The organism is Rhizobacter sp. SG703 (genome assembly GCF_012275445.1).
Taxonomy (GTDB): Bacteria; Pseudomonadota; Gammaproteobacteria; order Burkholderiales; family Burkholderiaceae_C; genus Rhizobacter.
The window spans coordinates 97,003-110,355 of record NZ_JAAZQK010000015.1 but is presented as its reverse complement, the minus strand read 5'-3'; the positions used below and the strand labels follow the sequence as shown (position 1 = coordinate 110,355).

The following is a 13,353-nucleotide window of genomic DNA, read 5'->3' as shown; positions in this document are numbered from 1 at the left end:
CAACGAAGGCGTCGGGTGTGACGCTGCACCCGACCTTGCCACCGCACCGCGGGTGATGCTCATGACGATGTGGGCATTCATGTGCCAACAGCTTCGGCGCTGCACATGTCAACCTCGTTCAAGAGCTTCCTGCGCGCGGGCCACGGCCCGACGCTGTTCTCGGCCTTCCTGTATTTCGCGTTCTCCTGCTGCATCTGGGTGCTGAACGGCGCGATGGCGCCGTTCATCAGCGAGACCTTCTCGCTGTCGCCGGCGCAGAAGGGCCTGATGCTGTCGGTGCCGATCATCGCCGGCGCGCTGATGCGCTTCCCGCTCGGCGTGCTGGCGCAGTACATCGGCCGCAAGTCGGCCACCCTCGTCGAGATGGGGCTGATCGCGGTCGCGATGCTGTTCGGCTTCTTCTTCGTGCACAGCTTCAACGACCTGCTCGCGATGGGCGTGCTGCTGGGCATCGCCGGTGCGAGCTTCGGCGTCGCGCTGTCGCTCGGCGCCGGCTGGTTCCCGCCGCAGCACAAAGGCCTCGCGATGGGGCTGGTCGGCGCCGGCAACGTCGGCACCGCGGTGTCGGTGCTGGTCGCGCCGCCGCTTGCGCAGTGGCTGGGCTGGCAGGCGGTGTACGGCGTCGCGGCCGCGGCGATCGCGATCCCGATGCTCGTGATGATCGTGTTCGCGAAGGAGCCGCCCGACGTCGACAGCCATGCGAGCCTGCGCGAGCACATCGCCTGCCTGTTCGAAGGCGACGGCTGGGCCTTCAGCCTGATCTACGCGGTGACCTTCGGCGGCTTCATCGGGCTGACCACCTTCCTGCCGTCGTACTACCACGACCAGTTCGGCGTCAGCAAGGTGCAGGCGGGCCAGCTGACGATGCTGGCGGCCTTCATGGGCGCCGCACTGCGCGTGGTCGGCGGCTGGCTGTCCGACCGCTGGGGCGGCGTCAACACGCTGACGGTGGTGCTGCTGGTGGTGGCCGTCTGCCTGGCACTGACGGGCCTGGCCACCGGCTCGCTGGCCGCCACCACGCTGCTGCTGATGCTGTGCTTCGCCGCGCTCGGCGCCGGCAACGGCGCGCTGTTCCAGCTGGTGCCGCTGCGCTGGCCGATGGCGACCGCGGTGGCCGGTTCGATGATCGGCGAGATCGGCGCGCTCGGCGGCGGACTGGTGCCGAACGCGATGGGCTTGTCGAAGCAGTACCTCGGCACCTACGCCTGGGGCTTCGCGCTGTTCGCTGCGTTGGCGCTGGTGATGCTGGCGGTGATGCGCGCGCTGCAGATCCGCTGGACCCGCACCTGGGCCGAGAAAGGCGGGCGCGCGCGGCCGGTGGCGCAAGCCGCCGACCTCGGATTGCGCACCACGCGCCTGCAGCCGCACAAGGCCGGCCGATGAACAACCCGTTCGGACCGAGCCTGTCGAAGGCCACGCACAACGCCGGTGCCCTGCCCAGGGCGAACGGGAAAAACTCACCGCGGCAGGAACAGCAGCCAGTAGACGAGCAGCAGGTTCAGCAGCACCGAGATGCCGAGCGCGATGCGCAGCATCAGCCGCGGGTCGCGCTGCGCGAGCGGCGTGGCGGGCGGCGCGGCGAGTTGGCGCGACGCGCCGCGCTGCAGCGCGAGCAGCAGTTCCTCGGCGGTCTCGAAACGCTGGCGGGCATCGAGCGCGACCGCCTTCAGCACCACGTGGTCGAGCCAGATCGGCACCTCGGGACGCAGCCGCGACGGCGGCTTCGGATCGCTGCGGAAGCGCCCGCGCTGGTAGGGCTGCACTTCGCCGTACGGCAGCCGGCCGGTCAGCCATTGGTACAGCGTGACGCCGAGCGCGAACAGGTCGCTGCGCGCGCTGGCCGCCTCGCCGGCCGCGTTGTCGTCGCTCGCCCACTGCTCGGGGTTCATGTAGCTCGGCGTGCCGGCATGCAGGCTGCGCAGCACGCGCGGCTCGCGGCCCGAGACGGCGACGCCCAGGTCGAGCAGGCGCCACTGGCCGTCGTCGCCGCGGTGCAGGTTGGCCGGTTTCACGTCGCGGTGCACGACGCCCAGCCGGTGCAGGCGCGCCAGTGCGGCGGTGATCGCGATCGCGCCATCGACCGCGTCGCCGACGCTGCCGCGCTCGCCCGCCTCGATCCACTGCGCCAGCGTGCGGCCGGCATGCCAGTCGTAGGCGACGTAGAAGGCGGTCGGGTCGCGCAGTTCGCGCAGCCGCACGAAGCCGTCGGCCGCACCGACGCGCGACGCCAGCCAGGCCTCGTGCGCCAGCATCGCGCGCTCCTGCGGATCGTTGGCCCGCGACAGGTGCAGCGTCTTCAGCGCGACCAGCGGCTCGCCGGCTTCATCGCCGCTGGTGTGTTCCCTTGCCTGGTACAGGCAGTGCACGCCGTTGTCGGCGACGCGGGCGGTGATCGTGAAGCCGTCGAGCCGGTCGCCGACCTTCAGGCGCGGCGGCACCGGCAGGTCGCGGCCGCGGCGCAGCGCATCGTTCAACTGGCCCTCGGCCAGCCCGCGCACGCGCAGCACCAGCGCGGTCGCGTTGTCGCGTCCGCCGGCGGCCAGCGCGGCGCGCACCAGCGCCTCGGCCGCGTCGCGGGCCGAGCCGTCGCGCGCCAGCGCGGCCAGGCGGCGCGGCGCGAGCTGGCCGTGCACGCCGTCGCTGGTCAGCACGAACAGGTCGCCGACCTGCAGCTCGGCCTGCAGGTAGTCGACGCGCACGCCGTCGTCCAGCCCGATCGCGCGCGTCAGGCGCCCGCGCTGGTCGGGGTGGTCGAAGCCGTGGTCCTGCGTCAGCTGCACCAGCTCGTCGCCGCGCAGCAGGTGGGCGCGGGTGTCGCCGACGTGGGCCAGCGTGAAGCCGTGGCCGCGCAGCACCAGCGCGGTCAGCGTCGTCATGCCCATCGCGTCGTGCGCACTGCGCTGGCGGCGCCGGTTGTGGTCGACCAGCCAGCGGTTCTGCGCGGCGATCACGCGGTCGAGGATCGCGGTGGTGTGCCAGGTGTCCGGCGCGGCGAAGTAGTCCTGCACGACGCTCATCGCGGTGGTCTGCGCCGCCTCCTGGCCCAGACCGCCGGACGACACGCCGTCGGCGATCGCCGCGATCAGGCCGCGCGCCGCATCGTCGCCGTCGGGCGCGAGGCAGGCGGCGAAATCCTCGTTGCGCGGCCGAGGGCCCGCGAGGCTGAAGTGGCCGATCTCGACATCGAAGCTCATGGGCCGCGAGCGTACCGCGTGTCCATCTGGCACCCCCTTTGCTTTTATCGCTGCGCACGCAGCTGGAACTGGAGCCTGGCATGAAGAAGATGAAACTCGTGATGATCGGCAACGGCATGGCCGGCGTGCGCACGTTGGAAGAGCTGCTGAAGATCGCGCCCGACCTGTACGACATCAGCGTCTTCGGGGCCGAGCCGCACCCGAACTACAACCGCATCCTGCTGAGCCCGGTGCTGGCCGGCGAACAGACGCTCGACGAGATCGTGCTGAACCCGCTGAGCTGGTACGAGGAGCACGGCATCCGGCTGCACCTGGGCAAGAAGGTGGTCGACGTCGACCGCCGCAAGCGCATCGTGCGCGCGGCCGACGGCACCGAGGAAGCCTATGACCGGCTGCTGGTCACGACCGGCTCGAACCCGTTCATCCTGCCGATCCCCGGCAAGGACCTGGAGGGCGTGATCGCCTACCGCGACATCGCCGACACCAACACCATGATCGAGGCGGCCACCCGCTACAAGCATGCGGTGGTGATCGGCGGCGGGCTGCTCGGGCTGGAGGCCGCCAACGGCCTGATGCTGCGCGGCATGCAGGTCAGCGTGGTGCACGTGGCGCCGTGGCTGATGGAGCGCCAGCTGGACGACACCGCCGGCAAGCTGCTGCAGAAATCGCTGGAGGCGCGCGGCCTGAAGTTCCTGATCGGCGCGAACACGCAGGCGCTGATCGGCGACCGCGACGGCGGCAAGGCCGGCCGCGTGATGGCGGTGCAGTTCAAGGACGGCACCGAGGTGCCGGCCGACCTGGTGGTGATGGCCGCCGGCATCCGCCCGAACACCGAACTCGCCGAGAAGATCGGTTTGCATTGCAATCGCGGCATCGTCGTCACCGACACGATGCAGACGGTGACCGACCCGCGCATCTACTCGGTCGGCGAATGCGCCGCGCACCGCGGCATCGCGTACGGCCTGGTGGCGCCGCTGTTCGAGCAGGGCAAGGTGTGCGCGACGCACCTGGCGGAGTTCGGCATCGGCCGCTACACCGGCTCGCAGACCTCGACCAAGCTGAAGGTGACCGGCATCGACCTGTTCTCGGCCGGCAACTTCATGGGGGGCGCCGATTGCGAGGAGATCGTGATGAGCGATCCCTTCGGCGGCGTCTACAAGAAGCTGGTGATCAAGGACGACAAGCTGGTCGGCGCCTGCATGTACGGCGACACGGTGGACGGCTCGTGGTATTTCAAGCTGCTTCGCGAAGGCCGCACCATCGCCGACATCCGCGACAAGCTGATGTTCGGCGAATCCAACATCGGCGACACCGGCCATGAGGGCCACAACAAGGCGGCCGCGATGGCCGACAGCGACGAGGTCTGCGGCTGCAACGGCGTCACCAAGGGCACCGTCTGCAAGGCCATCAAGGAGAAGGGCCTGTTCACGCTGGAAGAGGTGCGCAAGCACACGAAGGCCAGCGCATCGTGCGGCTCGTGCACCGGGCTGGTCGAGCAGCTGCTGATGTTCACCGCCGGCGGCGACTATTCGGCCACGCCGAAGAAGAAGGCGATGTGCGGCTGCACCGACCACAGCCACCAGGAGGTGCGCGACGCGATCCGCCACGAGAAGCTGCTGAGCATCGACAGCGTCTACAAGACCCTGGCCTGGCGCACGCCGAACGGCTGCTCGAGCTGCCGGCCGGCCGTCAACTACTACCTGATCAGCACCTGGCCGAAGCAGGCGCAGGACGACCCGCAGTCGCGCTACATCAACGAACGCAGCCACGCCAACATCCAGAAGGACGGCACCTACAGCGTGATCCCGCGCATGTGGGGCGGCGAGACGACGGCCGACGAGCTGCGGCGCATCGCCGACGCGGTCGACAAGTACAAGATCCCGACGGTGAAGGTGACCGGCGGCCAGCGCATCGACCTGCTGGGCGTGAAGAAGGAGGACCTGGTCAACGTCTGGAAGGACATCGGCATGCCGTCGGGCCATGCGTATGCGAAGGCGCTGCGCACGGTGAAGACCTGCGTCGGCTCGGAGTGGTGCCGTTTCGGCACGCAGGACAGCACGCAGATGGGCAAGGACCTGGAGCGCGCGCTGTGGCGGATGTATGCGCCGCACAAGGTGAAGCTGGCGGTGAGCGGTTGCCCGCGCAACTGCGCCGAATCGGGCATCAAGGACGTCGGCGTGATCGGCGTCGATTCGGGCTGGGAGATCTACGTCGGCGGCAACGGCGGCATCAAGACCGAGGTGGCGCACTTCTTCGTGAAGCTGAAGACGGCCGAGGAGGTGCTCGAATACAGCGGCGCCTTCCTGCAGCTGTACCGCGAGGAAGCCTGGTACCTGGAGCGCACGGTGCACTGGATCGGCCGCGTCGGGCTGGACTACGTGAAGAAGAAGATCCTCGACGACGCCGAAGGCCGCCGGGCCCTGTGGGACCGCCTCAAGTTCTCGCTCGACGGCGAGCCCGACCCGTGGTTCGATTTCGACCAGGCGCGCGTCGACACCCGCCAGTTCACGCCGGTGGCAGTTGCCCACCCGGCCGCCGAAGGAGCAGCGCGATGAACGCCACGACGAACCAATGGCAAGCCATCTGCCGCGTCGACGACATCCCGGTGCTGGGTTCGCGCCGCGTGGCACGCGATGCCGGCGTCGATGTCGCGATCTTCCGCAACGACCAGGACCAGGTGTTCGCGCTGCTCGACCGCTGCCCGCACAAGGGCGGCCCGCTGAGCCAGGGCATCGTCTTCGGCACCAGCGTCGCGTGCCCGCTGCACAACTGGACGATCGGGCTGGACGACGGGTGCGCGCGCGCGCCGGACGCCGGCTGCACGCCGAGGTTCGCGGTGCATGTCTCGAATGGCGTGGTGCATCTCGATGCGGTCGAGCTGGCGCAGCACGCGACCGACCTGGTGCGGCCCGTCGCGGGCCCCAAGGTCATTCCGGTGGTGGCGGGCTGATGCTTGTCGAAGCCTCCGTTCGCCCCGAGCAGGGACTGAGCCTGTCGAAGGCCCGTTCGTCGAAGGGTTGTGTCCGAAGCCACGATCCCGATCATCCTGAGCTTGTCGAAGGACAGGCTCAGTCCAACCCTTCGACAAGCTCAGGGCGAACGGTTTGTCTGCCATGACTGAAACCCGCTCCACCTGCCCCTACTGCGGCGTCGGCTGCGGCGTGATCATCGAGTCGAGCAACGACCAGATCACCGGCGTCCGGGGCGACCCGGACCATCCGGCGAACTTCGGCCGCCTGTGCACCAAGGGCAGCACGCTGCACCACACGGCGAGCGCTGCGATCACGATGCAATCGAGGCTGCTGCAGCCGATGCAACGGTTCGCCCGCGGCACCGCACCGCAGCCTGTCACCTGGGACACGGCGCTGGACCTGGCCACCGAACGCTTCGCCAGCACGATCGAACGGCACGGCCCCGATTCGGTCGCGTTCTACCTGTCGGGCCAGTTGCTGACCGAGGACTACTACGTCTTCAACAAGCTCGCGAAAGGCCTGGTCGGCACCAACAACGTCGACACCAACTCGCGGCTGTGCATGAGCAGCGCGGTCGCCGGCTACAAGCTGACGCTCGGGGCCGATGCGCCGCCTGCGTGCTATGACGACCTGGGGCTCGCCAGCACGCTGTTCATCGCCGGGGCCAACACCGCCTGGGCCCACCCGATCCTGTTTCGGCGGATCGAGGATGCGCGGCGCGCCAACCCGGCGATGAAGATCATCGTGGCCGATCCGCGGCGGACCGAGACCGCCGAGGCCGCGGACCTGCACCTGCCCTTGCTGCCCGGCTCCGATGTCGCGCTCTTCAACGGCATGTTGCACCTGATGCTGTGGGAAGGGCTGGTCGACCAGGCCTACATCGCGGCGCACACCGAAGGCTTCGGCGCGTTGCGCGACCGGGTCCGCGACTTCACGCCGAAAGAGACGGCGCGCCTGTGCGGCATCGACGAGGCCGCGCTGGTGCAGGCGGCGCGCTGGTTCGCGGACGCCGACGGGCGCACGCTGTCGCTGTACTGCCAGGGGCTCAACCAGAGCCGCGCAGGCACCCTCAAGAACGCGGCGCTGATCAACCTGCACCTGGCCACCGGGCAGATCGGCAAGCCGGGCGCCGGGCCGTTCTCGCTGACCGGGCAACCCAACGCGATGGGCGGCCGCGAAGTGGGCGGGCTCGCGAACCTGCTGAGCGGGCACCGCGACCTGGCGAATCCGGCGCACCGTGCGGAGGTCGCTTCGCTGTGGGGCGTGCCCGACGTGCCGGCGGTGCCGGGCAAGACGGCGGTCGAGATGTTCCAGGCGGCCGCCGATGGCGAGATCCGCGCGTTGTGGATCACCTGCACCAACCCGGCGCAGTCGATGCCGGACCAGGCCACCGTGCGGCGCGCGCTGGAGCGCGCCGAGTTCGTCGTCGTGCAGGAGGCGTTCTCCACGACCGCCACCTGCTCCTATGCCGACCTGCTGCTGCCCGCCACCAGCTGGGGCGAGAAGGACGGCACCGTCACCAACAGCGAACGCTGCATCAGCCGCGTGCGGCCGGCCATCGCGGCGCCCGGCGAGACGCGCCACGACTGGGCCGCCGCCACCGACTTCGCGCGCCGGCTCGAGGCACGGCTGCGGCCGTCGCAGCCCTCGCTGTTTCCGTATGCCACGCCCGAGTCGGTCTGGAACGAGCACCGCGAGACGACGCGCGGCCGCGACCTCGACATCACCGGGCTCAGCTACCAACGGCTGGACGCCGGCCCGGCGCAGTGGCCCTTCCCGGCCGGCGCCGCGACCGGCCAGGCCCGCCTGTACGAGGACGGCCGCTTCCCGACCGACTCCGGCCGCGCCCGCTTTGCCGACACGCCGTTCGAAGCGCTGGCCGAGCCGCGCGACGCCCGATTCCCGTTCTCGCTGACCACCGGCCGGCTGCGCGACCAGTGGCATGGCATGAGCCGCACCGGCACCATCGGCCGGCTGTTCGGCCACGTGCCCGAGCCGTCCATCGAGATGCATGCGCAGGACCTCGCGCGGTTGAAGCTCGCCGACGGCGACCTCGTCCACGTCAGCTCGCGCCGCGGCAGCATCGTGCTGCCGGTGCAGGCCAGCGACCAGGTGGCGCCCGCCCAGGCCTTCGTCGCGATGCACTGGGGCGACGAGTTCGTCAGCGGCCAGACCGGCGGCACGCCGATGCACGGCATCAACGCGCTGACGACCTCGGCCTTCTGCCCGCGCTCGAAGCAGCCCGAGCTGAAGCACGCGGCCGTCAAGGTGCTGAAGGCCGAGCTGCCGTGGCGGCTGCTCGGCGTCGCGTGGCTGCCGGACGATGAAGCGCTGCGCGTGCGCGAAGCGCTGAAGCCGCTGATGACCGGCTTCGCGTTCGCGAGCTGCGTGCCGTTCGGCCGCGAACGCAGCGGCGTGCTGTTCCGCGCTGCCGCCTACGAGCCGGTGCCCGACGCGGTGCTCGACCGCATCGAGGCGCTGCTCGGCCTGGCCGCGCCCGAGGTGCTGCATTACGCCGACAAGCGCCGCGGCCAGCGCCGCGCGATGCGGCTCGCCCGTCACGCCGGCGATGAAGCGCGCCTCGAAGGGTTCCTGCTGGCCGGCGACACCAGCGCCGAGGTGTGGATCCGCCCGCTACTTCAGGACGAGCTGCCGGCCCAGGCCTACGGGCGGCTGCTGCTGAGCCCGGGCGCGCGTGCGCCGGTCGCGGTGCCGGCCAGCGGCAAGCAGGTCTGCACCTGCTTCAACGTCGCCGAGCCGGCGATCGCCGCGCAGCTCGAACGCTGCCACGGCAGCGCCGACGAGCAGCTCGCGCAATTGCAGGGGGAGCTGAAATGCGGCACCAACTGCGGGTCGTGCATCCCGGCGTTGAAGCGCATGGTTCGGTCACGGTTGGCGGCGTCGGCCGCTGCCTAGAATCGCCATCGAACAACAACGATGGAGACAGCATGACGATCATGATGCGCGTCGCCGCCCTGGCTGCCGCCTGCGTTTGCGGTCTGCTCATGGCTTGCGCCACCACGCCCGCGAGCCTCGCCGACTATCCGCCGATGGCCGCCGGTTCCGCACCGGGCGCGTCGCCGCAGGCCCTCGAAACCGCCCAAGCGATGGGCCGCGGCGTGAACCTCGGCAACATCTTCGACGCGCCGACCGAAGGCGCCTGGGGCCTGCGCTACGACGACGCGCTGGTCGACAAGGTCGCCGAGGCCGGCTTCGCCCACGCGCGGCTGCCGGTGCGCTGGAGCAACCATGCGTCGGTCGACGGCGAAGCGCGCATCGACCCGGCGTTCTTCAAGCGCGTCGACACCGCGGTCGATGCGCTGCTCGACAAGGGCCTCGTCGTCGTGCTGAACATGCACCACTACCGCCAGCTCGACGGCGATGCGCTCGATGGCGACGAGGCGCCTGTCGCGGCCGGGCTGCATGCATTGCGCTTCCTGAACATGTGGAAACAGATCGCCCAGCACTACAGCACGCGGGGCCCCAAGCTGGTGTTCGAGCTGTACAACGAACCGCACGGCGCGCAGACGGCGAGCTGGAACGACCTCGCCGCGCGCGCGCTGCAGGTCGTGCGCGGCAGCAACCCGACCCGCATCGTCGTGATCGGCCCGACTCAGTGGAACAGCGCCAACGCGTTGTCGAGCCTGGTGCTGCCGGACGACGCCAACCTGATCGTCACGGTGCACCACTACGAGCCCTTCCACTTCACGCACCAGGGTGCCGAATGGGCCTCCGGCGCATCGGCCTGGCTCGGCACGACCTGCTGCGACGCGACCCAGGTCGCGCAGATGCGCGGCCCGCTCGACACCGCGCTCGCGTGGTCGCTGCGCCACCGCTACCCGGTCTACCTCGGCGAATTCGGCGCCTACGGCAAGGCCGACATGGGCTCGCGCGTGACCTACACCCGCCGCATGCGCGATGAAGTCGAGCGCCGCGGCTTCAGCTGGGCGTACTGGGAGCTCGCATCCGGCTTCGGCATCTACGACCCCGCGGCACGCGCTTGGCGCGAGCCGCTGAAGAACGCGCTGCTGGGCCCCTGAGTCCGGCTTAACGCATGCTTCATCAAATCGTTACCGCGTTGGCCCGGGTCTTGCGAAACCGGCTCAGGGAGAGCCCATGAGCATCACGAACTACATCAAGGAAATCGGTCGCGGCAAGGAAGGCGCCCGCTCGTTGTCGCGCGAGCAGGCGCAGGACCTGATGAGCCAGGTGCTGGACGGCCAGGTCAGCGACCTCGAACTCGGCGCCTTCGCGATGGCGATGCGCATCAAGGGCGAATCGGTCGACGAACTCGCCGGCTTCCTGCAGGCCACCGCCGCGCGCTGCCTGCCGATCGCCTGCGACCGCACCCTGGTGGTGCTGCCGTCGTACAACGGCGCGCGCAAGCTGCCCAACCTGACGCCGCTGCTCGCGCTGATGCTCGCGCAGGAAGGCGTGCCGGTGCTGGTGCACGGCATGCCGGAAGACCCGGGCCGCGTCACCACCGCCGACATCTTCCAGGTGCTCGGGCTTCCGCTCGCGCGCGACACCGACGACGTGGCCCAGGCGTGGCGCCGGCGCGAGCCGGTCTTCATCCGCACCGACACGCTGTGCCCGCCGCTGGCCCGGCTGCTCGACGCGCGCTGGACCATCGGCCTGCGCAACTCCGGCCACACCGTCGCGAAGCTGCTCGACCCCTGCGCGGCGGGCCAGGCGCTGCGCGTCGTCAACTACACGCACCCGGAGTACGGCACGATGCTGACCGACTTCCTGCAGCGCACCACCGCGAACGCTCTGCTGATGCGCGGCACCGAAGGCGAGCCGGTCGCCGACCCGCGCCGGCTGCCGCGCATGGACCTGTTCATCGACGGCCAGCCGCGCGCCGAGCTGTCGCTGTCGGCGCACGACGGCGTGCTGCGCGAGCTGCCGGTGCTGCCGCGCACCTGCGATGCCGCCACCACGGCGCTGTACATCCAGTCGGTCATCAGCGGCGAGAAGCCGGCGCCCGCGCCGCTGACACAGCAGGTGGCCTGCCTGCTCGACGGCCTGGCGGCGCTGGAGCGGGCCCATCCGAAGGAAAAGACAGCATGAACGAACCTGCACGCAGCAGCGGCGCGACCCTGGGCAGCGTGACCCTGGTCGGCGCCGGCCCGGGCGACCCGGAGCTGCTGACGCTGAAGGCGATCCGCGCGATCCGTGCCGCCAGCGTGCTGCTGGTCGACGACCTGGTCGGCGACGGCGTGCTGCACTATGCGCGGCGCTCGGCCCGCATCGTCCACGTCGGCAAGCGCGGCGGCTGCGCGAGCACGCCGCAGGCCTTCATCGAGAAGCTGATGGCCGCCGAGGCGCTGAAGGGCGAGCGCGTGGTGCGGCTGAAGGGCGGCGACCCGTTCGTGTTCGGCCGCGGCGGCGAAGAGATGCAGCACCTGCGCGCCCAGGGCATCGCGGTGTCGGTGGTCAACGGCATCACGTCGGGGCTGGCCGCGGCGAGTTCGCTCGACGTGCCGCTGACGCACCGCGACCATGCGCACGGCGTCATCCTGGTGACCGGCCATGCGAAGGAATCGGGAGCCTCGCCCGACTGGCCGACGCTGGCCGCCGCCGCCGCGCAGGGGCTGACGCTGGTGATCTACATGGGCGTGGCGCAGGCGGCCGCGCTGCAATCGGGGCTGCTGCAGGCGCTGCCGGCCCGCACGCCGGTCGCGGTGGTGCAGCACGCCAGCCAGCCGCAGCAGCGGCACGGCGTGGGCACGCTCGACGACCTGTGCGGGCTGATCGAGCGCGAGCAGCTCGGCAGCCCGGCGATCATCATCGTCGGCGAGGTGCTGCGCGGCCTGCAGGCACGCGACGAGTTGCCCGGCAACGTGCGCGAATCCCTCCAAATGGGGGTCCCGCGGGTCGCCTGAACCGGCGACGCGGCTCTCATAATCGCCGGCCTGGACGTGGGCGGAGTGAGGACCTGATGCTCGAGATCGACAAACTGAACCGCCTGACGGCGTCGCACGGCCCGCTGCAGCGCGGCCATGGCATGGTGACCGGCGTGATCTCGCTGGGGCTGGCCATCCTGTGCTTCCTCGGCGTGATCGCGTTCCACTTCCCGCAGTACCTGACCACGCCGCAGCTGCGCCAGTCGTACGACGTGAGCGTGATCCGGCAGGTGATGCTGGTCGCGCTGGTGATCGCCGGCTCGCTGTCGCTGTTCAACATCATCCGCGGGCGCTCGCGCTGGCTGGCCTTCGCATCGTTCGTGCTGGTGGCGGCCACGCTGGCCTGGGGCGGCCACAAGGTGCCGGTCAACGACTTCGCCGACAACACGCCGTACATCGGCCTCGACTGGTTCATCCTCGACCTGCTGGGTTCGACGCTGATCTTCGTGTTCATCGAGAAGCTGTTCGCGCTGCGCCGCGAGCAGCCGGTGTTCCGCGCCGAATGGCAGACCGATTTCCACCACTTCATCGTGAACCACATGGTGGTGGGTTTCGTGCTGCTGGCGACCAACCTGCTGGTGCACAAGTTCTTCGGCTGGGCCGCGAACGACGGCATCCGCGGCTGGGTCGCGAACCTGAACTTCTGGGTCGCGCTGTTCCTGATCGTGCTGGTGGCCGACCTGGTGCAGTACTGGACGCACCGCGGCTACCACGAGGTGCCGCTGCTGTGGCGCCTGCATGCGGTGCACCACAGCGTGAAGAGCATGGACTGGCTGGCCGGCTCGCGCCAGCACATCCTCGAGCTGCTGATCACTCGCACGCTGGTGCTGGCGCCGATCTACGTGCTGGGCTTCAGCAAGGAGGTGATCGATGCGTACATCGTGGTGGTCGGCTTCCAGGCGGTGTTCAACCACGCCAACGTCAGCGTGCGGCTCGGCCCGCTGCGCTACCTGATCGTGACGCCGAACTTCCACCACTGGCACCACTCGCAGGACGACGAGGCGATCGACAAGAACTACGCGGCGCATTTCGCGTTCATCGACTACCTGTTCGGCACCGCGGTGAAGTCGGACCGGAAGTGGCCGCAGCAGTACGGGGTGGTGGGGGACTACGTGCCGAACGGGTTCTTCAAGCAGCTCAGATTCCCGTTTGTCTGGAAGGGATGATGAGCGCTCCGGCACCCACCCTTCGACACGGGCCCTCGACAAGCTCGGTCCCTGCTCAGGGCGAACGGCTTTCCCCTGTTCGCGCTAAAGCGGCTTTTCACCGTTCGCCATGAAG

At 69.9% G+C, this 13,353-nt stretch carries 9 protein-coding genes; 8 read left to right on the top strand and 1 reads right to left on the bottom strand.

Annotation, left to right across the window (positions count from 1 at the left end):
* Nucleotides 1–105 precede the first annotated feature (105 nt).
* Nucleotides 106–1,383, top strand: coding sequence for an MFS transporter (locus FHT26_RS26680; RefSeq protein WP_168563119.1), 1,278 nt, complete (start codon nt 106–108; stop codon nt 1,381–1,383).
* Nucleotides 1,384–1,457: 74 nt separating this feature from the next.
* On the opposite strand, the gene FHT26_RS26675 is transcribed toward FHT26_RS26680, so the two are convergent.
* Nucleotides 1,458–3,194, bottom strand: a complete 1,737-nt coding sequence (locus FHT26_RS26675; RefSeq protein ID WP_168563118.1) for a bifunctional protein-serine/threonine kinase/phosphatase — start codon at nt 3,192–3,194, stop codon at nt 1,458–1,460.
* An 80-nt stretch (nt 3,195–3,274) separates the two neighbouring features.
* Here FHT26_RS26675 and nirB point away from each other — a divergent pair, with 80 nt between their 5' ends.
* From nirB to FHT26_RS26640, 7 genes are all read left to right on the top strand, one after another.
* Nucleotides 3,275–5,749 carry a nitrite reductase large subunit NirB gene (gene nirB, locus FHT26_RS26670; RefSeq protein WP_168563117.1) on the top strand — a complete coding sequence of 825 codons (2,475 nt, stop codon included), beginning with the start codon at nt 3,275–3,277 and terminating at the stop codon, nt 5,747–5,749.
* The gene (gene nirD / locus FHT26_RS26665; RefSeq protein WP_168563116.1) at nt 5,746–6,144 is read left to right on the top strand and encodes a nitrite reductase small subunit NirD; all 399 of its coding nucleotides are present in this window, start codon (nt 5,746–5,748) and stop codon (nt 6,142–6,144) included. Before nirB ends, nirD begins: the two co-directional genes overlap by 4 nt.
* A gap of 163 nt (nt 6,145–6,307) precedes the next feature.
* Nucleotides 6,308–9,082 (top strand): nitrate reductase, encoded by a 2,775-nt coding sequence (locus FHT26_RS26660; RefSeq protein ID WP_168563115.1) that lies wholly within the window; start codon nt 6,308–6,310, stop codon nt 9,080–9,082.
* A gap of 32 nt (nt 9,083–9,114) precedes the next feature.
* Entirely contained in the window at nt 9,115–10,206 is a 1,092-nt protein-coding gene (locus FHT26_RS26655; protein ID WP_210427612.1) for a glycoside hydrolase family 5 protein, read from the top strand.
* A gap of 76 nt (nt 10,207–10,282) precedes the next feature.
* A complete protein-coding gene (gene ybiB / locus FHT26_RS26650) occupies nt 10,283–11,236 on the top strand; it encodes a DNA-binding protein YbiB (protein ID WP_168563114.1) in 954 nt (317 codons plus the stop codon).
* Nucleotides 11,233–12,051, top strand: a complete 819-nt coding sequence (cobA, locus tag FHT26_RS26645) for a uroporphyrinogen-III C-methyltransferase (RefSeq protein ID WP_168563113.1) — start codon at nt 11,233–11,235, stop codon at nt 12,049–12,051. Before ybiB ends, cobA begins: the two co-directional genes overlap by 4 nt.
* Before the next feature lie 56 nt (nt 12,052–12,107).
* Nucleotides 12,108–13,238 carry a sterol desaturase family protein gene (locus tag FHT26_RS26640; protein WP_168563112.1) on the top strand — a complete coding sequence of 377 codons (1,131 nt, stop codon included), beginning with the start codon at nt 12,108–12,110 and terminating at the stop codon, nt 13,236–13,238.
* Nucleotides 13,239–13,353: the final 115 nt, after the last annotated feature.

Excerpts from the sequence above, each read along its gene's own strand:
- FHT26_RS26640 (WP_168563112.1), top strand. The coding sequence starts at position 12,108 with ATGCTCGAGATCGACAAACTGAACCGCCTGACGGCGTCGCACGGCCCG.
- FHT26_RS26675 (WP_168563118.1), bottom strand. The coding sequence starts at position 3,194 with ATGAGCTTCGATGTCGAGATCGGCCACTTCAGCCTCGCGGGCCCTCGG.
- FHT26_RS26680 (WP_168563119.1), top strand. The coding sequence starts at position 106 with ATGTCAACCTCGTTCAAGAGCTTCCTGCGCGCGGGCCACGGCCCGACG.
- FHT26_RS26655 (WP_210427612.1), top strand. The coding sequence starts at position 9,115 with ATGACGATCATGATGCGCGTCGCCGCCCTGGCTGCCGCCTGCGTTTGC.
- cobA (WP_168563113.1), top strand. The coding sequence starts at position 11,233 with ATGAACGAACCTGCACGCAGCAGCGGCGCGACCCTGGGCAGCGTGACC.
- nirD (WP_168563116.1), top strand. The coding sequence starts at position 5,746 with ATGAACGCCACGACGAACCAATGGCAAGCCATCTGCCGCGTCGACGAC.
- FHT26_RS26660 (WP_168563115.1), top strand. The coding sequence starts at position 6,308 with ATGACTGAAACCCGCTCCACCTGCCCCTACTGCGGCGTCGGCTGCGGC.
- nirB (WP_168563117.1), top strand. The coding sequence starts at position 3,275 with ATGAAGAAGATGAAACTCGTGATGATCGGCAACGGCATGGCCGGCGTG.
- ybiB (WP_168563114.1), top strand. The coding sequence starts at position 10,283 with ATGAGCATCACGAACTACATCAAGGAAATCGGTCGCGGCAAGGAAGGC.